Annotated in this window: 18 protein-coding genes; 9 read left to right on the top strand and 9 right to left on the bottom strand. The window is 68.2% G+C overall.

Annotated elements, in window-relative coordinates; genetic code table 11:
• Positions 1-426: 426 nt before the first annotated feature.
• The 5 genes from BDI24065_RS28965 (at position 427) to BDI24065_RS28945 (ending at position 8,150) form a co-directional block, all read left to right on the top strand.
• Positions 427-1,698, top strand: a complete 1,272-nt coding sequence (locus BDI24065_RS28965; protein WP_175034135.1) for an MFS transporter — start codon at positions 427-429, stop codon at positions 1,696-1,698.
• A gap of 27 nt (positions 1,699-1,725) precedes the next feature.
• Entirely contained in the window at positions 1,726-4,146 is a 2,421-nt protein-coding gene (locus tag BDI24065_RS28960) for a glycoside hydrolase family 31 protein (protein ID WP_175034134.1), read from the top strand.
• 112 nt (positions 4,147-4,258) lie between these two features.
• Positions 4,259-5,446: a porin gene (locus tag BDI24065_RS28955; RefSeq protein WP_175034133.1), complete on the top strand. Its 1,188-nt coding sequence runs from the start codon at positions 4,259-4,261 to the stop codon at positions 5,444-5,446.
• Positions 5,447-5,764: 318 nt separating this feature from the next.
• Positions 5,765-7,786, top strand: a complete 2,022-nt coding sequence (locus BDI24065_RS28950; protein WP_175034132.1) for a BCCT family transporter — start codon at positions 5,765-5,767, stop codon at positions 7,784-7,786.
• Positions 7,787-7,838: 52 nt separating this feature from the next.
• Positions 7,839-8,150: a hypothetical protein gene (locus BDI24065_RS28945; protein ID WP_175034131.1), complete on the top strand. Its 312-nt coding sequence runs from the start codon at positions 7,839-7,841 to the stop codon at positions 8,148-8,150.
• A 99-nt stretch (positions 8,151-8,249) separates the two neighbouring features.
• Here BDI24065_RS28945 and BDI24065_RS28940 read toward each other — a convergent pair whose 3' ends face one another.
• Positions 8,250-9,098, bottom strand: a complete 849-nt coding sequence (locus BDI24065_RS28940) for a class I SAM-dependent methyltransferase (protein ID WP_175034130.1) — start codon at positions 9,096-9,098, stop codon at positions 8,250-8,252.
• Positions 9,099-9,298: 200 nt separating this feature from the next.
• Here BDI24065_RS28940 and BDI24065_RS28935 point away from each other — a divergent pair, with 200 nt between their 5' ends.
• The 3 genes from BDI24065_RS28935 (at position 9,299) to BDI24065_RS28925 (ending at position 12,526) form a co-directional block, all read left to right on the top strand.
• Positions 9,299-10,762 carry a metallophosphoesterase family protein gene (locus BDI24065_RS28935; protein ID WP_175034129.1) on the top strand — a complete coding sequence of 488 codons (1,464 nt, stop codon included), beginning with the start codon at positions 9,299-9,301 and terminating at the stop codon, positions 10,760-10,762.
• A gap of 68 nt (positions 10,763-10,830) precedes the next feature.
• Entirely contained in the window at positions 10,831-12,153 is a 1,323-nt protein-coding gene (locus tag BDI24065_RS28930) for a cytochrome-c peroxidase (protein ID WP_254609877.1), read from the top strand.
• A gap of 97 nt (positions 12,154-12,250) precedes the next feature.
• Positions 12,251-12,526, top strand: coding sequence for a hypothetical protein (locus tag BDI24065_RS28925; protein ID WP_175034127.1), 276 nt, complete (start codon positions 12,251-12,253; stop codon positions 12,524-12,526).
• Positions 12,527-12,607: 81 nt separating this feature from the next.
• Here the strand turns inward: BDI24065_RS28925 and BDI24065_RS28920 are convergent, their stop codons facing one another.
• Positions 12,608-14,092 (bottom strand): PLP-dependent aminotransferase family protein, encoded by a 1,485-nt coding sequence (locus BDI24065_RS28920; protein ID WP_175034126.1) that lies wholly within the window; start codon positions 14,090-14,092, stop codon positions 12,608-12,610.
• 203 nt (positions 14,093-14,295) lie between these two features.
• On the opposite strand from BDI24065_RS28920, the gene BDI24065_RS28915 reads away from it, so the two are divergent.
• Positions 14,296-14,646 (top strand): hypothetical protein, encoded by a 351-nt coding sequence (locus tag BDI24065_RS28915; protein WP_175034125.1) that lies wholly within the window; start codon positions 14,296-14,298, stop codon positions 14,644-14,646.
• A gap of 154 nt (positions 14,647-14,800) precedes the next feature.
• Here BDI24065_RS28915 and BDI24065_RS28910 read toward each other — a convergent pair whose 3' ends face one another.
• From BDI24065_RS28910 to BDI24065_RS28880, 7 genes are all read right to left on the bottom strand, one after another.
• The gene (locus BDI24065_RS28910; protein ID WP_175034124.1) at positions 14,801-15,223 is read right to left on the bottom strand and encodes a DUF6691 family protein; all 423 of its coding nucleotides are present in this window, start codon (positions 15,221-15,223) and stop codon (positions 14,801-14,803) included.
• Between the two features lies 1 nt (position 15,224).
• Positions 15,225-15,659, bottom strand: a complete 435-nt coding sequence (locus tag BDI24065_RS28905) for a YeeE/YedE family protein (RefSeq protein ID WP_175034123.1) — start codon at positions 15,657-15,659, stop codon at positions 15,225-15,227.
• Positions 15,649-15,999: an ArsR/SmtB family transcription factor gene (locus tag BDI24065_RS28900; protein ID WP_175034122.1), complete on the bottom strand. Its 351-nt coding sequence runs from the start codon at positions 15,997-15,999 to the stop codon at positions 15,649-15,651. The genes BDI24065_RS28905 and BDI24065_RS28900 overlap by 11 nt, the downstream gene beginning before the upstream one ends.
• A gap of 104 nt (positions 16,000-16,103) precedes the next feature.
• A complete protein-coding gene (locus BDI24065_RS28895; RefSeq protein ID WP_175034121.1) occupies positions 16,104-17,465 on the bottom strand; it encodes an MFS transporter in 1,362 nt (453 codons plus the stop codon).
• A gap of 79 nt (positions 17,466-17,544) precedes the next feature.
• A complete protein-coding gene (locus BDI24065_RS28890) occupies positions 17,545-18,753 on the bottom strand; it encodes a 3-hydroxybenzoate 6-monooxygenase (protein WP_175034120.1) in 1,209 nt (402 codons plus the stop codon).
• Between the two features lie 19 nt (positions 18,754-18,772).
• A complete protein-coding gene (gene maiA, locus BDI24065_RS28885; RefSeq protein WP_175034119.1) occupies positions 18,773-19,414 on the bottom strand; it encodes a maleylacetoacetate isomerase in 642 nt (213 codons plus the stop codon).
• Positions 19,415-19,439: 25 nt separating this feature from the next.
• The gene (locus tag BDI24065_RS28880; protein ID WP_175034118.1) at positions 19,440-20,138 is read right to left on the bottom strand and encodes a fumarylacetoacetate hydrolase family protein; all 699 of its coding nucleotides are present in this window, start codon (positions 20,136-20,138) and stop codon (positions 19,440-19,442) included.
• Between the last annotated feature and the right edge of the window lie 70 nt (positions 20,139-20,208).

Genomic DNA, 20,208 nt, shown 5'->3' with positions numbered 1-20,208 from the left:
CCAACCTGAAAAGAAATAAATTTTCATCAGGGTTGTCACGCCCCATCCCGAGTCTTTCGATCACCCGACGCTCGCACAGCCCCGCCGCACGGGCCTTTGGCACGGAGTCGCCGTGCGTCGCCATGCGTGTCGTTTGGCCTCGCCCATCGGGAAAACCCCGAGCAAGTTCGTTCGAATGCAATTTCACGTTGACCGGATTCGAATTCGAACATAGGATGTTCGAAAATGATCAGTCGTCAGATAACATCCATCTTCAACGACGACGAAATGTTCGCTTGAACACCACTATTCCGCTGTAATCCGGGAAAATTGGCGCCCATCAAGATCGGACATCGTACAAACAAAGCGAAACAGGCCATCCCGAACGGATGGTCGTCATGGATCGGGCCGGTGCCACGCGCCGGCCCTGCCCGACAGGAGACAGCAGTGAAGACAGTCAAGGCGTTGCGCTGGTGGATCATCGTGCTCGTATGTCTCGGCACGATCCTCAACTACCTCGCACGGAATTCCCTCGCGGTACTCGCTCCCGAGCTGAAGCAGGTGTTCGCGATCTCGACGCAGCAGTATTCGTACATCGTCGGCGCGTTCCAGATCGGTTACACGATCATGCAGCCCGTGTGCGGTTTCATCGTCGACCTGATCGGGCTGCGGCTCGGGTTCGCGCTGTTCGCGATGCTGTGGTCGGTGGTCGGCGTCGCGCACGGCTTCGCGTCGGGCTGGCTGTCGCTCGGCATCCTGCGCGGGTTCCTGGGCCTGTTCGAAGCCGCCGCGATTCCGTCGGGAATGAAGGCTGTCGCCGAATGGTTTCCCGATCGCGAGAAATCCGTCGCGGTCGGCTATTTCAACGCGGGCACGTCGCTCGGCGCCGCGATTGCGCCGCCGCTCGTCGTGTTCCTGTCGATGCGGTTCGGCTGGCAGGCCGCATTCATGGCCACCGGCGCGCTCGGCTTCATATGGGCCGCGCTCTGGTACACGCAGTACCGGTCGCCCGCCGACCATCCGCGCATCACGCCGCAGGAGCGCGCGCTGATCCGCGACGGCCAGGCCACGATGCCGCCCGTGTCGAAGCGCCGCATCCGCGACGTCGTCACCGCGCGGCGCTTCTGGGCCATCGCGCTGCCGCGCTTCTTCGCCGAGCCCGCGTGGCAAACCTTCAGCTTCTGGATTCCGCTGTATCTCGCGACCGAGCGCCACATGGAACTCAAGCAGATCGCGATCTTCGCGTGGATGCCGTTTCTCGCGGCCGACCTTGGCGGCATTGCGGGCGGCTACCTGTCGCCATACCTCGTGAAGCGGTTCAAGCTGCCGCTCGTGTGGTCGCGCGTCGCCGGCGTCGCGCTCGGCGCGGTGCTGATGCTCGGGCCCGCGATGATCGGGCTCGTGGCATCGCCGTACACGGCCATCGCGCTGTTCTGCGTCGGTGGCTTCGCGCACCAGATGATCTCCGCGCTCGTCAACACGCTGTCGGCCGACGTGTTCGATCCCGAGGAAGTCGGCACCGCGAGCGGCTTTGCCGGGATGGCCGCGTGGATCGGCGGGCTCGGCTTCTCGCTGCTGGTCGGCGCGCTTGCCGACAAGATCGGCTATGCGCCGCTGTTCGCGTGCCTCGGCCTGTTCGACATCATCGGCGTCACGCTGCTCGCGGTGCTGATCCGCGGGCAGTCGAAGCAGGAACGCCTGCTCGCACGGCACGCCTGACCTTCGCCCTCACCAGGAATCGCATTCATGACTTCGCTTCTTCATCCGCCCGTGTTCCGCGTCGCCGGCCAGCACGCGAACCGTGTGCTGCTCGCGTCCGAGGCGGGCGCAACCATCGAGATCTTCGTGCTCGAGGACGACATCGTGCGGGTGCGCGTGCTGCCCGACGCGACGGCGCGCAACCCGCGCACGTGGTCGATCGCGCCGGGCCTCGACGACGTGCCGCTCGACGGGCGCGACCGCCTCGACCTGGGCGGCTTCACGCTGCCCTCCTTCACCCTCGTCGAAGACGACGACAGCGTGTGCGTCGAGACCGCACGGATCCGGCTCGCGGTGCGCCGGCAAGGCGGCCACTGCACGTGGTCGATGCGCGGCGCGGACGGCACGTGGCGCATCGCACTCGCCGACCGCGCGACGCAGGCGTACAACTTCGGCTGGTGGGACGATCGCGCGTATCACTACGTCGCCCGCGAGCGCGGCGACAAGGTGTTCGGCCTCGGCGAACGCGCGGGCGACCTCGACCGCACCGGCGCACGCTTCGAGATGCGCAACATCGACGCGATGGGCTACAGCGCGAAGCACACCGACCCGCTGTACAAGCACATCCCGTTCTATATCACGTGGTCGCCCGCTGCCTGCCAGGGGTTCGGGCTGTTCTACGACACGCTGTCGGACTGCTCGTTCGACATGGGCCGCGAGCTCGACAACTATCACGGCCCGTACCGCTATTTCGTCGCCGAACATGGCGATCTCGACTACTACTTCATCGCGTCGCCCGACACGCCGCTCGCGGCCGCGCGACGCTTCACGTGGCTCACCGGGCGCCCTGCGCGCACGCCGAAATGGGGGCTCGGCTATTCGGGCTCGACGATGAGCTACACCGACGCGCCCGACGCGCAGCAGCAGATGAACCAGTTCGTCGAACAGTGCGACACGCATGACATCCTGTGCGATTCGTTCCACCTGTCGTCGGGCTATACGTCGATCGGCGCGAAACGCTACGTGTTCAACTGGAACCGCGACAAGTTTCCCGACGCGAAGGGCTTCGTGAAGCATTATCGCGACCACGGCATCCGCCTGTGCGCGAACATCAAGCCGTGCCTGCTGCGCGACCATCCGGCATTCGAAGACGCGGCAAAGCGCGGGCTGCTGATCCGCTCGGCGTCCGGCGAACCTGCATGGGTACAGTTCTGGGACGAGGTCGGCGCGTATCTCGACTTCACGCAGCCTGACGCGTACCGCTGGTGGCGCGAGCAGGTCACGTCGGCGCTGCTCGAATACGGGATCGAGTCGACCTGGAACGACAACAACGAGTACGAGATCTGGTCGCCCGATGCGATCGCTCATGGCTTCGGCCAGCCCTATCCCGCGCGTGAAGCAAAGGTGCTGCAGACGATGCTGATGATGCGCGCGTCACGCGAAGCGCAGCGGGCGCATGCGCCGGCGCAGCGGCCGTTCCTCGTGTCGCGCTCCGGCGGCGCCGGCATGCAGCGCTATGTACAGACCTGGTCCGGCGACAACTACACGTCGTGGGAAACCTTGCGCTACAACCTGAAGATGGGCCTCGGGCTCGCGCTGTCGGGCGTGTCGAACATCGGTCACGACATCGGCGGCTTCTCCGGGCCCGCGCCGTCGCCCGAACTGCTGCTGCGCTGGGTGCAGTTCGGCATCTTCATGCCGCGCTTCAGCATCCACTCGTGGAACGACGACGGCACCGTCAACGAACCGTGGATGTACCCGGAGATCACCGCGCAGATTGCGTCGCTGATCAAGCAGCGCTACCGGCTGCTGCCCTACCTCTATCACCTGCTGTGGCTGTCGACGACGCGCTACGAGCCCGTGCTGCGGCCGACCTTTGCCGATTTCCCCGGCGACGCGCGCTGCTACGACGAAAGCGACGACATGATGCTCGGCGACGCGCTGCTCGTCGCACCGGTCGTCGATCCCGGCCTGACGGAGCGCACCGTCTACCTGCCGTCGGGTGCGCGCTGGATGTGCTGCGCGAGCGCGCAGGCGTTCGACGGCGGCACGAGCGCGACGCTGCCCGCGCCGTTCGATACGCCGGTGATGCTGCTGCGTGAAGGCCGCGTACTGCCGCTGAACGTCGCGGAACAGCGTTTCGGCGCGCGTGCCGACACGCGCGGCTTCCTCGTCGCGCCGCGCATCGAGGACGGTGTCGCATACGGCGAATGCGTCGAGGACGACGGCGAGACGGAAGCATGGCGCGATGGCGAATACGGGCTGTGGCGCATCGAAACGGGCCGCGAGGCGTCGGGCGCGCTCGGCGTATCGGTGCGCTGGGACGGTCGCCCGGCGCGCCCAGCCGATCGCGTCGAGATCCTGCTGCCCGCGTCGCTGCAAGGCCCGATCGCCGTCCGCGGCGCGCGCGTCGAGCAGGACGCGCAGGATGGCGCATGGCGCCGCCTCGTCGTTGCATTCGATAGCTGAACCGCATACCCCCGGCAAGGTGGGCCGTTCGCGCGGCCCGCCGCCCGCCAAAGAGGAGGCGACCGAGCCTCCCGTCCACCTTGAGAAGATGAAGAGATCTGGAGATTCGACAATGAAAGCACCCGTCAACCGCTATGCAATCCTGATTTTATCGGCCGCGTCGCTCGGCACGAGCGCCGCGCACGCGCAGAGCAGCGTGACGCTGTACGGCGTCGTCGACGATTCGCTCGCGTACGTGAACAACCAGCAGGGCCACTCGAACATCTACATGCGTGACGGCAACCTGTATGCGTCGAAGTTCGGGCTGCGCGGCGACGAGGATCTCGGCGGCGGCACGCATGCGATCTTCGACCTGCAGTCCGGCTTCAACCTGAACAACGGCGCGCAATCCGCCGCCGGCCTGATCTTCAATCGCCAGGCGTTCGTCGGCCTGCGCAACGATCACTACGGCACGATGACGGCCGGCCGCCAGTACACCCCCTACTTCCTGTTCGTCGGCCCGTATGCGTCGAGCAGCTGGCTGACCGGCGCGACGGGCGCGCATCCGGGCGACATCGACGGTCTCGACACGACGATCCGCGTGAACAACTCCGTCACCTATACGTCGCCGACCTTCGCCGGGCTGACCGCCAGCGCGATGTATGCATTCGGCGGCATTGCCGGCGCGACCGGCAAGGGCAACACGTTCAGCGCCGCGCTGCGTTATGCGAACGGGCCGATCGGCGTCGCGGCCGGCTACCTGCGCATCAACAGCTCGGGCTCGTCGGCCGGCTTCCTGAATCCGGCGACCGCCGCGTCGGGCAGCTTCGCGGTGTCGGTGCTGAACCAGGGCTACCTGACCGCGAAGGCCGTCGAGCAGGTCGCGGCGGCCGGCAACTACACGCTCGGCGACCTGACGATGGGCCTCAACTACTCGAACGTGAAGTACCTGCCCGGCAACGGCTCCGCGTTCACGGACACGGCCGTGTTCAACACCTACGGCGCGCTCGCCGCGTACCGCTTCACGCCGGTGTTCTCGGTAGCCGGCGCGTTCGCGTACACGCTCGCGTCGAAGGCGAACGGCGTCAACAGTGCGGCCCGCTACCAGCAGTATTCGCTGAAGGAGTCGTACAGCCTGTCGAAGCGCACGACGCTCTATGCGCTGCAGGCGTACACGCATTCGAGCGGGCAGACGCTCGGTGCGCAAGGCGCCGGCCACGTGATCGACGCGGCACCGATCGTCGGCGATTCGCAGCAGCTCACGCCGTCGACGACGCACGGCCAGTTCGTCGGCATGGCCGGGATCGCCGTCACGTTCTGAACCCTCGCGGCAGCGCGTTCGGCGCGCTGCCCCTGCCCCGGGCGACACGCATTTCGCGCATTCCACGCGTGCTGTCCGGGCGCCCGATACACGGCCGCCGCAGCGTTTTCAGCGGCCCGTCCGCCCGCCGCGCGAACCGCGCGGGTTTTCTCGATCCCCTTGATACCTTACAATTCGTCAGGTTCATCTCTTCTGCATGCCCCCTTCTTGCAGTCCTGACACCGCGGTACACTCGACGCACGCCGTATCAGGGTCCGACGCGCGACGCGCGCGCCGGGCGGCGTCGCGCCTCGTTGCGCCCACAACTGGATGCCAGCCATGCCAGATTCCCGCCCCTTGCCCCGCACGACATTCAAGCCGCAGGTCGTCCTGCCCGCGCTCGCGGTCATCGGCGCACTGCTCGTCGTGTGCGCACTGCGCCCGAGCGAAGCCGGCGCGCTGTTCTCCGCCGGCCAGCAATGGGTCATCGCACGCTTCGACTGGTTCTACGTGCTCGCCGTCACCGGCTTCCTCGTGTTTCTCGTGCTGATCGCAGCCAGCGACTTCGGCAACATCCGGCTCGGCCCCGACGATGCCGAACCCGAATTCAGCTTCATGTCGTGGACAGCGATGCTGTTCGCCGCCGGCATGGGCATCGGCCTCATGTATTTCGGCGTCGGCGAGCCGATGCAGCATTTCCTGAAGCCGCCGACCGTCGACCCCGGCACGCCCGCCGCCGCGCGCGAGGCGATGCTGATGACCTTCTTCCACTGGGGCTTCCATGCGTGGGCGATCTACGGGCTGATGGGGCTCGTGCTCGCGTACTTCGGCTTCCGCTACAACCTGCCGCTGACGCTGCGCTCGGGGCTGTATCCGGTGCTGCGCGAGCGCATCAACGGCTGGATCGGCCACACGGTCGACGCGTTCGCGCTGGTCGGCACGGTCGCCGGCATCGCGACGACGCTCGGCTACGGCGTGATGCAGCTGAGCGCGGGCCTGCATACCGTCGCCGGCTGGGACACCGGCAGCAACGTGTTTCGCGTCGGGCTCGTCGCGATCGTCGTGATCCTCGCGGGCGTGTCGGCCGCGACCGGCCTCGACAAGGGTGTGCGGCGGCTGTCCGAGCTGAACCTGCTGCTCGCGTTCCTGCTGCTCGCCTTCGTGGTCGTCGCCGGCCCGACCGCATTCCTGCTGCGCGCGCTCGGCGACAACATCGGCCAGTACCTGTCGAGCCTCGTCGACCTGTCGTTCCGCACGTACGCGTACGCGCCGCCGCGCGAGGAAGGCTGGTTCGGCGGCTGGACGATCCTTTACTGGGCATGGTGGGTATCGTGGTCGCCGTTCGTCGGCATGTTCATCGCGCGCATCTCGCGCGGCCGCACGATCCGCCAGTTCGTGATCGGCGTGCTGCTCGTGCCGACCGCGTTCAACCTCGTGTGGATGACCGTGTTCGGCAACAGCGCGATCTGGCTCGATACGCACGGCGCGGCCGGCGCGCTCGCGCAGACGGCCACCCATGTCGACGCGCTGCTGTTCCGCTTCTTCGATTTCCTGCCGCTGCCGCAAGGGCTGTCGATCGCCGCGATCGTGCTGATCGCGGTGTTTTTCATCACGTCCGCCGATTCGGGCGCGTTCGTGATCGACCAGATCGCCACGCGCGGCAACGCGCACTCGCCCGTGTGGCAACGGCTGTTCTGGGCCGCGCTGCTCGGCGTGACGGCCGCGGTGCTGCTCGTGGCAGGCGGGCTCGGCGCATTGCAGGCGATGACGCTGATCGCCGCGCTGCCGGTCGCGATCATCATGATCGCGCTCTGCTACGGGCTGTGGCGCGGGCTCGCGGCCGACCGCGTGCACTATTCGCAGGACGTCGCACCCGCGACGAGCTTCTGGACCGGCCAGCACTGGCGCCACCGCCTGACGCACATCCTGCGGCAGACGACCGAAGCCGAAGCGCGCCAGTTCGTCGCCGAGACGGTCGAGCCCGCGCTGCGCAAAGTCGCCGACGAACTGCGCGCGAGCGGCGTCGATGCGAACGTGCAGCGCGACAACGACGACGCGGTGCGGCTCACCGTGCCGACCGCCGACCACCGCGATTTCGTTTACGGCGTGCGCGTGACGGTGAAATCCGCGGCCGCGTTCCTGGTGCGCGAGGCGGCCGAGCCGGACGCGGCGCGGGCACACGTGTACGGGATCGTCACGTTCTTCGAGGATGGGCGGCTCGGCTACGACGTCGAATACCTGCGCGGCGACGAAGTGATTGCCGACGTGCTGCGCCAGTACGAACGCTATGTGTCGCTCGCGGCCGACAAGCGCACGCATCTGCTGAGCCGGGCGCCGGGACACGCGACGGAGGCCGAATGATCCCCGCCTTTGGTGTGCCGCGGCGGCCCGCTACGCGCGACGGAGTCGCACGATGACCGGGCTCCTGCAAAGCCGCGCCTCCGACGTCATCGCACTCGGCACGCTCGCGTTGCTCTACCTCGGCGGATCCGGCATCGCGCTGTGGCGGATCCGGACCGCGGCGCCGCGCGGCAAGGTCTACTGGATCGTCTGCGCGGCGCTGCTCGCCGGCGGCGCCATCGCGATGGGCATCAACCTGTCGCCGATGCCGGACACCGGTGACATGCCGCCCGGGTTTGCGCTCGGCGTCGAAGCCGTGCTGCTCGGTCTCGCGTTGGTCGCCGGCGGATGCGCGTGGTTGATGCTGCGCGCGCGGCGACGCTGACGCGCGACCGTCACGCCGCCCGGCGTCGTCCCGCACGAGCGACAACGTGCGGGGCGAACCTGCCGCCCCTTCCGTGATCCGCTTCTCGAGCGCAACGCGTCATGCGGACGGTGCGCGCGCCGTCACGAGCCAGCACGCCGCGTCGAAGCGCACATTCGCGCCGTCAACGTAAGGCTCGAATGCAGCACGCATCGTGTCGACCACACGCCGCCGCGTTGCCTCGTCCACCTCGAGCAATGCCAGCCCGACCGGGCCCAGCCGCGTGATGTAGTCGTCCAGCGCGGGCGCGGGCAGCGCACACGCCAGGTCGACCGGCTCGATCGCAACGTCCGCCCAGCCGCTGTCCGCCAGCACCGATGCGATCCGCTGCCGGTCGCCGAACGCGAATTGCCCCGGCGCGCCGGGCCGCCGTGCGGGCAGGTTCGGCAACAACGGTGCGGCGGCCCGCTCGGCGATCGTCATGAACGGATTGTCGGCCGCGCTGCGCCATGCGACGAATCGCATCTGCGCATTCGGCCGCGCCGCACGCCGCAGATTCGCGAAGGCCCGAACCGGATCGTCGAAGAACATCACACCTAGGCGCGACACGATCAGGTCGACGCTCCCGGGCTCGAACATGTGCGTCTGCACATCCGCGCGCACGAAGCGGGCGCGGACACCGCTGCGTTCGGCACGCGCCAGCGCGGCGTCGATCATCCGGGCCGAGATATCGATCCCCGTGCATTGCGCGCCCGCATCGAGCCGCTGCGCGATCGCGAGCGTGACCGCGCCCGTGCCGCAGCCGACATCGAGCACGCTGCGCGCGGACGACGTGGCGGCCGCATCCACAAGCAACTGCTCCAGCGGTTCGAACATCCGGTCGATCGGCGCCTGCGTATCGACCCAGGCGCGCCCCGACGGGCCGTTCCACAGTGCGGATTGTTCATCATTGGGCCGGCTGGTTTCCATCGTCGATTCCCCTTCTGGTTCATTGATCGTGCATCGCACTGTGCTGCTTCAAGCCGGCTTGAGGTCAAGCCCCTCCGGCCGCGGCCTGCCGCCGCAATGTCGACGCCCGGCCCGCGTGCGAACCCCCGTCACGCCTCGTTCTTTTCACATTTCTTACATTCACGCTGCGTATCGTTGACGACTTTCCTACGGTGCCTCCCATGCGACGATTCCTCACGCGCGCGCTGCTCGTGCGCTGCGCCCCCCTTGTTGCCCTCGCCGCGCTGTCCGCGTGCTCGAACCACATCGATTCGCCAGCCGATCCGGCGAGTGCGTCGGTCAACGTCCAGGCCGCATGGGTCGAGATCGGCGAGTCGAACCAGGCAATCGCGCGCGTGATCACGAACTACACGCCCGCGTCGGCCAGCGATCCGCTGTGCCCGCAACTGACCGTCGACGGCAAGCTGTCGCGCATGTCGCTGCGCTCGGGCGCCGCGACCATCGCCCAGCGGCCGACCGCCAGCGACCCGTCCGATTCGAAGCCGTCGAGCTTCCCGGTGTCCGTCTGCGAGGCGACGCTGCCGGCCGGCGCGCAGGCGGCGAGCGTCGCGGGCCGCACGCTGCCGCTGCCGAAGGCGCAACCCCAACGCATCGCAATCATCGCCGACACGGGCTGCCGCATGAAGAAGGCCGACAACGCGTGGCAGGCGTGCAACGACGCGTCGGTCTGGCCGCTCGACACGATCGCGGCCAGTGTCGCGAAACTGTCGCCCGATCTCGTGATGCACATCGGCGACTATCACTATCGCGAGAACGCGTGCCCGCCGGACATCGCCGGCTGCAAGGACAGCCCGTGGGGCTATGGCTGGGATACGTGGCAGGCCGACCTGTTCCGCCCGGCCGCGCCGCTGCTCGCGAAGGCGCCGTGGGTCGTCGTGCGCGGCAACCACGAGGAATGCGCGCGCGCCGGCCAGGGCTGGTTCCGCTTCCTCGATCCGCGCCCGTATTCGGCCGCGCGCTCGTGCGACGATCCGGCCAACGACAACAACGCGAACTATTCGGAACCCTATGCGGTGTCGCTCGGCAGCGGCTCGCAGGTGATCGTGTTCGACACCGCGAAGGTCGGCCGCACGCCGCTCAAGACGACCGACGCGCAATTCGGCATCTACCAGAAGCAGTTCCAGACGGTCGCCGCGCTCGCGTCGAAGGCCGGCATGACGACGACGATCTTCACGAACCATCATCCGATCCTCGCGTTCGCGCCGATCGCCGGCAGCACGCCCGCGCCGGGCAACCTCGCGCTGCAGTCGGTGATGTCGAGCCTCAACGCGCAGGCGTACTACCCGCCGGGCGTGCACGTCGCGCTGCACGGGCATGTGCACGACTTCCAGGCGATCAATTTCTCGTCCGGGCATCCGGCGACGATCGTGTCCGGCAACGGCGGCGACAATCTCGACGTCGCGCTGCCCGACCCGTTCCCGGCCGGCCTGACGCCCGCACCGGGCGCCGTGATCGAGCGGCTGTCGCACAACAACAGCTTCGGCTTCCTGATCATGGAGCGCCGCGCCTCCCCGGCGACCGGCTGGGTGTTCCACGCGTATTCGGCGGCCGGCAAGCTGCTCGCGTCGTGCAACCAGTCGGGCACGACGCTCGCCTGCGACAAGACGGGGTTCATCGCGCCGTGAGTGAAGGAGTTCGATGTGACGGCCGCCCTGCACGCGGCCGGCAAACGCCGCGCACACTGACCGCAGTCGTGCTCGCCGGCCTGACGCTCACGGCTCACGCCGCGCCGGCCGAAACGGTCCTGCTTCCCGGCGCGCCGCCGTCGCGAGTCGTCGACACGATCGGCAACGGCACGCCGCAGGTGACGGGCAAGATCGATGCGGCGACCGCGCGCTTCGCGCCCGACCCGACGCTCGTCGCGCTCGGCCGCCGGATCTTCTTCGACCCGCGGTTGTCCGAGCCGCGCGGCATGTCGTGCGCCGGCTGCCACGACCCGGGCCGCGCGTTCGCGCCGACGCTGTCGGCCGCCTCGCTTGCAGGGCCTGGCGTACCGGAAGGCAGCCGGCCCGGGCGCTTCAGCCAGCGCAACGCGCCGTCGCTGCTCTATGTGCGCTACGTGCCGCGCCGCCACTTCTACCAGGATGACGACGCACCCGCGCCGTCGCCGTTCGGCGGCCTGTTCAGCGACGGCCGCGCGGATACGCTCGCCGAGCAGATTCGCGGGCCGCTGTTCGATCCGAACGAGATGAACAACCGGTCGCCGGCCGCGCTGCTGCGCAAGGTCGACGCGACCGAACTCGCGCCCGATCTCGCTGCGCGCTTCGGCGCGCCGGTGCGGCGCGATCCCGAGCAACTGGTGCGCGCGCTGGGCCTGGCCGTCGAGGCCTATCTGCAGAGCGACGAGATGGCGCCGTTCACGTCGCGTTTCGATGTCTTCCTGCGCACGCGCAAGCCGCTCGCGCCGGCCGAGATGCGCGGCCTCGCGCTGTTCCGCAATCCGGACAAGGGCAACTGCATGAGCTGCCATACGCTGTCGGAGACGTCGAGCCGCCCTGAGCGCTCACTCTTCACCGATTTCGGCTACGACGCGATCGCGGTGCCGCGCAACCGCGCGCTGCCGGCAAACCGCGATCCGCGCCATTTCGACAACGGGCTGTGCGACACCGCACGGCGGCTGCGCTGGCCCGAGCCGACGCAATGGTGCGGCTACCTGCGCACGCCGGGGCTGCGCAACGTCGCGGTCAAGCAGACGTTCATGCATAACGGCGTGTTCACGACGCTGCGCGACGCGGTCGCGTTCTACAACACGCGCTCGACCGACCCGGGCTTCTGGTATCACGGGGCCAGAACGTTCGACGACGTGCCTGCTGCCTATCGCGGCAACATCAACGTCAACTCGACGCCGATGAACCGCCGGCCCGGCACGCTGCCCGCGCTGACCGATGCGGAAATCGACGACATCGTCGCGTTCCTCGGCACGTTGACCGACGCGCGCTATACGGGGGGTGCTGCCCCCGTGGCACCTGCCGCCCCTGCCGGCCGGATCACGCGAACCGCCGTACCGGCTCGCTGACCCTGGCCGAACGGCCAGCCCCACGCGCACCCGCTTGCGGCCTTCGCAAACACTGGTTATATTTACAGTACTGTATTTATGAACAGTGAGGTGCGTGATGGAACATCTGGTCCGTATCGTCAACGAAGCCGATCGCCAAGTGCTGGCGTGGCTCCGCGCCCAGGTCGGCGACGCCCGCGTCGAGCGCGCGGCTCGCCAGCTCGGGCATACGCGCAAGCCCTTCCCGTCCGCCGTCTGCCGGTATCTGGGCATGAGCGCACCGGCCACGCTGCGCCAGGCCGAACGGCCCCGCGCCGCGCGTGATTTCTCGGTCGGCGATCGTTACCTGTCGCTGATCCGCCAGCACCTCGCTACCCATCCGGCCAGCCGATGAAATGGCGGCGGCTTGCCGCGTCGGTGGCACGGAAAGCCGGCGGGCTTGCGAATTCGCAAGCCCGGCCGGTCGCCACCACGCTTACGTGGCTGCCATGGCTTCCCTTACGAGGCGGCCGAGCGTTTCGAATGCCGCTTCGTGCGCCGCATCGAACACGCGCGTGCAAGCAAGCCGGATATAGCCGTCGAAGCGGTCGGAATTCGAGAAGATCGAACCGGGCGCGATCCTGACTCCGTGCGCGAGCGCGGCGTCGAACAGCGGCTCAGAGCGCACTCCGTCCGGCAATGCGATCCACAGCAGCATCCCGCCCGGCGGCTGGTTCATCCGGGTTCCGGCCGGGAAATGCCGTGCAATCGCATCGATCGTCGCGTCGCGCTGCACGCGCAGCTGTTCGCGAAACCGGTGCAGATGGCGATCGAACGCGCCCGAGCCGACGAATTCGGCGGCAACAGCCTGCAGCAACGCGGCATTGTGCCGACTGTGCGCGAACTTCAGCATCTTCACGCGGGCGTGCCAGCGTCCCGCGCTTATCCAGCCAAGCCGCATTCCGGGGGCCAGCACCTTGTTGAACGACGGGCAGTAGATCACCGTGCCGTCGCGATCCCATGCCTTCACCGGCTTGACCGCCTGCGGCGCCTCGACGAGCTCGCGATAAGGCTCGTCCTCGATCACGGCCACGCCATGGCGCGAACAGAGCGACACGAGCGCGGCCTTGCGCTCGTCGGGCATCACGCAGCCGAGCGGGTTCTGCAGGTTCGGCACGACCACCACCGCCCGGATCTCCGGATACGCGTTCAGCGCCACTTCGAGCGCCTCGATCGACAGACCGGTCGTCGGGCTGGCCGGGATTTCCAGCGCGCGCAGGCCGAGGCTTTCCAGCAACTGGATCAAGCCGAAGAAGGCCGGCGATTCAATCGCGATCGTGTCGCCGGGGCGCGCCACCGCGCGCAATGCGAGATTCACGGCATCGACGCCGCCGCTCGTCGACAGCACGTCGTCCGGCGTCACCGTCACGCCGTATGACAGTGCGCGTTTGGCCATCGTCTGCCGGAACTCGGGCGAACCGCCAACGGGCCCCGCATCGGTCAGCAACGTGGGCTTGCGCCGCAACAGCCGGATCGCGAGCGCCTGCAGGCGCTCGGCCGGATACAGCGTGGCCAGCGCGGACGCGCCGCCGAGATTCAGCGCATCGGGTGCCGCGTTCGCGCGGTCGATCACGCGCGACACGCGTTCGTGCAGGCCCGCGAACGGCGGCTCGACGCTCAGCGGCGGCCCGTCGCTTTCCGGCAGCGTTTCGAGTGCGGCCGACGCGCGGCGCCGCACGAAGTAGCCGGAGCGCGGCTTCGCGTCGCACCAGCCGGTATCCTCGAGCCGACGGAACGCCTGGATCGCGGTCGACAGGCTCACGCCGTGCTGTGCCATGAACGCGCGCACCGACGGCATCCGGTCGCCGGGCGACAGCGTACCGGCCGCGATGATGCGGCGGTAATGCTCTGCGAGCCGTTCGTAAAGCGGCTCGCCGTCCATCGGCAAGGGTGGGCGGGATGAATCGGTGAAAGGCGTCATGCAGCCGATCGTGCCCGCGCGGCCAAGCGCACGCCAGATACAGATTCCGGGGAAACCCACCGATACAGCGACGCAAAATCGGCGTCTGCACCGCAACAGATTCCCGGCCCCTGAATCTGTCGTGCCGGTGCCCGTTTCCCTAACCTGATTGCACGCTGTCGCCTCGCCTTCGCGAGGCCGTGCAACCGGGAAAGGGAATCGCCATGCAGACGCATCACATCCGGCTCGACGCCGGGCAAAGCCACTTTGCGTGGTTCGACAAGGGCAGCCAGGTGATCGTGCTGGACGGCGCGCTGGCGGTCACGCTGCGCCACGGCGGGCTCGACTGGCTGCCCGACGCGCCGCAGCACATTCGCCGCTTGCTCGACGAAGGTGAATGCCTGACGCTCGAGACGGCTGGCCACGTCGCACTGTCGGCCGGCGGCACGGGCGCGGTCAGCACGGCGGTCGTGGAACCGGACGGGCAGCCCGGCGTGCTCGCGGGATGGCGTGCAGCCCTGCGCTGGCTATCCGAGAGGATGCGCGGCGGCCATCGTGTGCGCGAGCATTCCTGAAATCGGGACTTGCCGCGTCACGAAGAATGGTCAGGCTGCCACCGCATCATCTGGCGGAGATCGGGCGCGATCCGGTTCGACCGTACTCGTGCGGATCGACCGACCTCCACCCAATCAACCGCCGCAGCCTCCCTCGCACGTAGCGCTCACGACATCACCGCACGCTCCTGCGACGCTCGATCCACTCGAACACCGCCATCCCGGCCAGCATCGCGACGACGAACACGATCCCCTTCGCCGATCCGAAGCCGAGCGACACGATCGCGGGCCCCGGGCAGAACCCGGCGATCCCCCAGCCGATGCCGAACACGGCACTTCCGGCAACCAGCCGAACGGTGATCGCCCGCCCAGCCGGCAATTGCATCGGCAAGCCGAGCCACGACCGCGTCCGGCGCTTCGCCCATGTGAACGCGAACACGGCCACGCCCGTCGCGCCGGCCATCACGAACGCGAGCGACGGATCCCAACGGCCCGCCAGGTCGAGAAAGCCGAGCACCTTCTGCGGATTGGCCATGCCCGACACGATGAGGCCGACGCCGAACAGCAGCCCCGCCAGAAACGCGAATCCTGCCTGCATGTCAGCCTCCCAGCACGTGCCGTCGCACGAAGACGGTCACGAAGCCTGCGACCATGAAGACCACCGTCGCGACCACCGAACGCAGCGCACCGCGCGACATCCCGCACACGCCGTGGCCGCTCGTGCAGCCGCCCGCGTACCGCGTGCCGACGCCGACCAGCAGCCCGGCCGCCACCAGTTCGACCCAGCCTGCGTCGACCTGCGGCGTCAGGCTGTTCCCGGCGACGTACATCACGAGCGGCGCGGCGATCAGCCCGGCGACGAACGCGGCGCGCCAGTTGCGCTCGCCGGCGCGCGCCGTGAGCAGACCGCCAACGATGCCGCTGATGCCGGCAATCCGGCCGTTGAATGCAACGAGCCACGCGGCCGCGAGCCCGATCAGCACGCCACCGGCCAGCGACAGCCACGGCGTGAAATGAAGCGCATCAAGCTGCATCGCGCCGCCCCTTCGCGGCCGGGCCGCAGAACTGCTCGTACAGCACGCCCATCACCGCGATCGCGGCCGGGCTGTCGAGCGAATAGTGGATGTTCTTGCCGTCCCGGCGCGTGCGAACCAGCGCGTTGTCCCGCAACACGCCGAGCTGCTGCGACAGCGTCGGCTGGCGGATATCCAGCGCTGTCTCGAGATCGCTGACGCAGCGCTCGCCCTGGGACAGTTCGCAGAGCAGCAGCAGCCGGTCGGGATTCGACAGCACCTTGAGCAGCGCGCAGGCCGATTCGGCGGCCGCGCGCATCTGGGCGGATTCCGGCAACCCGGCGGAAAGATCGTCGTTCATCGGCGCAGGGAGACAATTAAAGCATCAATATTATATTAATTTATATAATGTTGCTCCCAGCCGCTTGCCGACAGAGGCAGGCGGCCTTGCGTCGCGTCCTTTGTTCAGGCCTGCTCGCCCGCCATCGCCTTCGCGGCAGGCATGCGCGCCGCATCGGCACGCACCGCACCGAGCGCCAGCACCGCAATCCCCGCGATCACGCACGGCGCCGCGACGACAGCAAACGCAGTCGACAACGGCACGCCCATCGCCAGCATCGCGCCGCCCGCCATCGATCCGACGACCGAGCCGCCGCGACCAATCCCGTTCGCCCAGCTCACGCCGGTGGTGCGGCACTCGGTCGGATAGAACGCGGCCGACAGCGCATTCGCGCCAACCTGCGAGCCCGACACGCAGAAGCCGGCCGCGAACACGGCGAGCGCAGCGCCCCACGGCGACGCGGCAAACATGTCGATCGCGGCGACGAATACGCCGGCCGCCGTATAGCTGCAGGCCAGCACGCGATGCGGGTCGAAGCGATCCATCAGCCCGCCGAGGACGATCGCGCCGAGCGTGCCGCCGATCTGGAACATCGCGGTCACGCGCGCGGCCGTCTGCAGCGTCGCGCCGGTCGTGCGCAGCAGCGTCGGCAGCCAGCTCGACAGCAGGTAGATCACGAGCAGGCTCATGAAGAACGTGAGCCACAGCAGCAGCGTGCCGCGCAGCAGGTCGGCGCCGAACAGGCGGCCGAGCGGCGATCCGGCCGGCTTGCCGGCGGGCGCGATGAACGCCGCATTTGCAAGATGCGGATCCGGTGCGATACGACCGAGCATCGCCGCGATCCGTTCGTGCGCCGCGCCTGTGTTGACGAGATAGCGCACCGATTCCGGCAGCCGCCACGCAAGCACCGGCAGCAGCAGCAACGGTGCGGCGCCGCCGACGACGAGCACCGAGCGCCAGCCGTGGTGCTCGATCAGAGACGCGGCCGCGAGCCCGCCGAGCGCGGAGCCGATCGTGAAGCCGCAGAACATCGTCGTCACCAGCAGCGAGCGACGGCGTGCCGGGCAGTACTCGGACGTCAGCGTGATCGCATTGGGCATCGCGCCGCCAAGCCCGAGCCCGGTCACGAAGCGCCACACGATCAGCTCGTTTAGGCCGCCTGCACTCGCCGACGCGGCGCTCGCGATGCCGAAGCACGCCACGCACGCGAGCAGCAGCCGCTTGCGGCCGAACCGGTCACCGAACGGCCCGAACACGAGCGCGCCGGCCATCAGCCCGGCGAGCCCCGCGCCGAACACCGGCGCGAGCTGCGCGGGCGACAGCCCCCATTCCGCGCGGATGACGGGGGCGATGAAACCGATCGATGCGGTATCGAAACCGTCGATCGCGACGATCAGAAAGCACAGGACGACGATCGCGGCCTGAAACGGCGCAACGCGATGCCGGTCGATCCATTCGCTGACGTCGATGGACAGCGTATCGGTCATGATGGTGTCTCCTCCAGGAAGGCGGTCGCGCGTCGTGTCGTCGAATGCGCGCCGCCGGAATCGGGCTGACCGTGCCGCGTTACGCGACGGACTTCAGGCAATCCTCCGCGCGCCAGCCGTGCAGCCAGTCGAGCGCGTCGTAGAACTGCGCCTGCGTGCGGCCGACCCAGAGCCCGTTGCGCACCTGCCGCTCGACGCCCTTCGCGTGATAGATCCGCCCCATCTCGCGTGCCGAATACAGCACGCGCGCGGTGCGCGGAATCCGCACACGCTCGTACAGTGCGAACGCGGCTTCGAAATCCCCGTCGGTCCGGGCAACGGCCGCACCGAGCGTCACGGCGTCCTCGAGCGCCTGGCACGCGCCCTGCGCGATGTATTGCGTCATCGGATGCGCGGCGTCGCCGAGCACCGTCGCGCGGCCCGCGCTCCAGCGTTCGACCGGATCGCGATCGGCGGTCGCCCAACGCTTCCACGACGTCGGCCGGTCGAGCATCTGCTTCGGCAGCGAATGGATGCCGTCGAAGTACGACAGCACTTCCTCCTTGCTCCCCTCGCGCACGCCCCAGGTTTCCTGCTCGCGGCTGTGGAACGTGACGACGAGGTTGTACTGCCGCCCGCCGCGCAGCGGATAGTGGACGAGATGGCAATGCGGGCCGGCCCACACGACCGGCGCATTGATCTGCAGGTCCTGCGGCATGTTCTCGACGTCGACCACCGCGCGATACACGACGTGGCCCGTCACGCGATGCGCGTCGCCGATCAGCGCATGACGGATCGCGGATTTCACGCCGTCGCAGCCGATCACCGCATCGGCGCGATACCGTTCGCCGTGCTGGTCGGTCACGGTCACGCCGTTGCCGTCCTGCTCGAAGCCGCACACCTGCGTGCTCGTCCGGAATTCGATCAGCGGATGATCCTTGACCGCCTCATAGATCGACAGGTGAATGTCCGCGCGATGAATCACCGCATACGGATTGCCGAAGCGCTCGCGGTACGCGGCGCCCGTATCGATGCGCGCAACCTCGCGTGCATCGATCGCGTCCATCAGTTGCAGCCAGTCGGTGAACACGGCCCGGCTGCGCGCGGCCTCGCCGACACCCAGCGCGTCGAGCGCGTTGAACGCGTTCGCCGCGAGCTGGATCCCGGCGCCGATTTCGCCGATCCGATCGGCCTGTTCCAGCAGCTTCACGCGAATGCCCTGGCGCGCAAGCGCGAGCGCCGCCGCGAGCCCGCCGATGCCGCCGCCGATCACCAGCACGCGCCGGCCGTTGTGTTTTGTCTCGCCCATGTATGTCTCCTGCTTCGTGTTACGCGACGTAATCCGGTTGCCGCTGCGGTTGCGCGGCCTCGAACGCCGGCTCGTTCCGCGCGTGTTCATAGATCGCGAGGCTGCGCGGATAGGCGCTCAGGTCGCAATCCATCCGCAACGCATTCGCGACCTGTGGCACGAGGCATACGTCGGCGAGCGTCGGCGTATCGCCGAAACACCACGGGCCCTCGTCCGCGCGCGCGAGCAGCCGCTCGACGCCCGCCATCCCTTCCGCGATCCAGTGCCGGTACCACGCGGTCTTCTGCTGCGGCGTGACCTTCAACTCGGCGTCGAGATAGCGCAGCACGCGCAGGTTGTTGACGGGATGGATGTCGCATGCGATCAGCGTGGCCAGTTCCAGCACGCGTGCCCGGCGATGCGGCTCCTGCGGGATCAGCCGCGGTTCCGGATGGATCTGGTCGAGGTAATCGAGGATCGCGAGCGACTGGCCGAGACGGAAATCGCCGTCGACCAGCGCCGGCACCGCGGCCGACGGGTTCACGTTCGCGACGTAGGCCGCGTCGCGATGCTCGCCGGTGCGGATGTTCACCGGCAGCGTGTCGTACGGCAGCCCTTTCAGCGCGAGCGCGATGCGCACCCGGTAGGACGTCGAACTGTTGAAGAAGCTATGCAGTTGCACGATGTCGCCTTTCGAGGAAGATGCGTCAGACCACGCGCACGGTCAGTTCGCCGAGCCGTTCGACGCCGACCTTCATCACGTCGCCCGCGACCACCGCGCCGACGCCTTCGGGCGTACCCGTGAAGATCACGTCGCCCGGTTCGAGGCGGAAGAACTTCGACAGGTCGGCCACCGTTTCCGCGACCGACCAGATCAGGTGCGACACGTCGCTCTTCTGCTTCGTCGCATCGTTGACGGTCAGCCACAAGCCGCCCTGCTCGAAATGACCGACGTCACTCGCCGGATGCACGGGCCCGATCGGCGCGGAGCGGTCGAACGCCTTGCCGATCTCCCACGGCCGGCCCATTTCGCGCATCTTCATCTGCAGGTCGCGGCGCGTCATGTCGAGGCCGACCGCATAGCCCCACACGTGTTCGAGCGCACGCTCGAGCGGAATGTCCGACCCGCCCTTGCCGATCACCGCGACGAGTTCGGCTTCGTAGTGATAGTTCTGCGTCTGCGACGGATACGCGAGATCGAGCGTTTCGCCGTATGCGACCGGCACGATCGAATCGGCCGGCTTGCAGAAGAAGAACGGCGGCTCGCGATCGGGATCGAAGCCCATTTCGCGTGCGTGGGCTGCGTAGTTGCGGCCGACGCAATAGACGCGGCGTACCGCGAACTGCGCGTCGCTGCCGACGACGGGAAGCGCCACGGGCGCTTCGGGCGGGAAAACGAAAGTCATGAATGGCTCCAGCGGAAATACGAATGAAGGGGCGCGCGCGGTGACGGCGCACGGAAAACGGGAATCGGGA

It is taken from the genome of Burkholderia lata (genome assembly GCF_902499025.1).
Lineage (GTDB): Bacteria > Pseudomonadota > Gammaproteobacteria > Burkholderiales > Burkholderiaceae > Burkholderia > Burkholderia lata_C.
The sequence above is the reverse complement of the archived record's forward strand: the minus strand, read 5'-3'. Positions and strand labels throughout refer to the sequence as shown.

Bases quoted from the DNA above. Each gene is read 5' to 3' on its own strand.
- BDI24065_RS28960 (WP_175034134.1), top strand. From the start codon at position 1,726: ATGACTTCGCTTCTTCATCCGCCCGTGTTCCGCGTCGCCGGCCAGCAC.
- BDI24065_RS28955 (WP_175034133.1), top strand. From the start codon at position 4,259: ATGAAAGCACCCGTCAACCGCTATGCAATCCTGATTTTATCGGCCGCG.
- BDI24065_RS28950 (WP_175034132.1), top strand. From the start codon at position 5,765: ATGCCAGATTCCCGCCCCTTGCCCCGCACGACATTCAAGCCGCAGGTC.
- BDI24065_RS28945 (WP_175034131.1), top strand. From the start codon at position 7,839: ATGACCGGGCTCCTGCAAAGCCGCGCCTCCGACGTCATCGCACTCGGC.
- BDI24065_RS28940 (WP_175034130.1), bottom strand. From the start codon at position 9,098: ATGGAAACCAGCCGGCCCAATGATGAACAATCCGCACTGTGGAACGGC.
- BDI24065_RS28935 (WP_175034129.1), top strand. From the start codon at position 9,299: ATGCGACGATTCCTCACGCGCGCGCTGCTCGTGCGCTGCGCCCCCCTT.
- BDI24065_RS28925 (WP_175034127.1), top strand. From the start codon at position 12,251: ATGGAACATCTGGTCCGTATCGTCAACGAAGCCGATCGCCAAGTGCTG.
- BDI24065_RS28920 (WP_175034126.1), bottom strand. From the start codon at position 14,092: ATGACGCCTTTCACCGATTCATCCCGCCCACCCTTGCCGATGGACGGC.
- BDI24065_RS28915 (WP_175034125.1), top strand. From the start codon at position 14,296: ATGCAGACGCATCACATCCGGCTCGACGCCGGGCAAAGCCACTTTGCG.
- BDI24065_RS28910 (WP_175034124.1), bottom strand. From the start codon at position 15,223: ATGCAGGCAGGATTCGCGTTTCTGGCGGGGCTGCTGTTCGGCGTCGGC.
- BDI24065_RS28905 (WP_175034123.1), bottom strand. From the start codon at position 15,659: ATGCAGCTTGATGCGCTTCATTTCACGCCGTGGCTGTCGCTGGCCGGT.
- BDI24065_RS28900 (WP_175034122.1), bottom strand. From the start codon at position 15,999: ATGAACGACGATCTTTCCGCCGGGTTGCCGGAATCCGCCCAGATGCGC.
- BDI24065_RS28895 (WP_175034121.1), bottom strand. From the start codon at position 17,465: ATGACCGATACGCTGTCCATCGACGTCAGCGAATGGATCGACCGGCAT.
- BDI24065_RS28890 (WP_175034120.1), bottom strand. From the start codon at position 18,753: ATGGGCGAGACAAAACACAACGGCCGGCGCGTGCTGGTGATCGGCGGC.
- BDI24065_RS28880 (WP_175034118.1), bottom strand. From the start codon at position 20,138: ATGACTTTCGTTTTCCCGCCCGAAGCGCCCGTGGCGCTTCCCGTCGTC.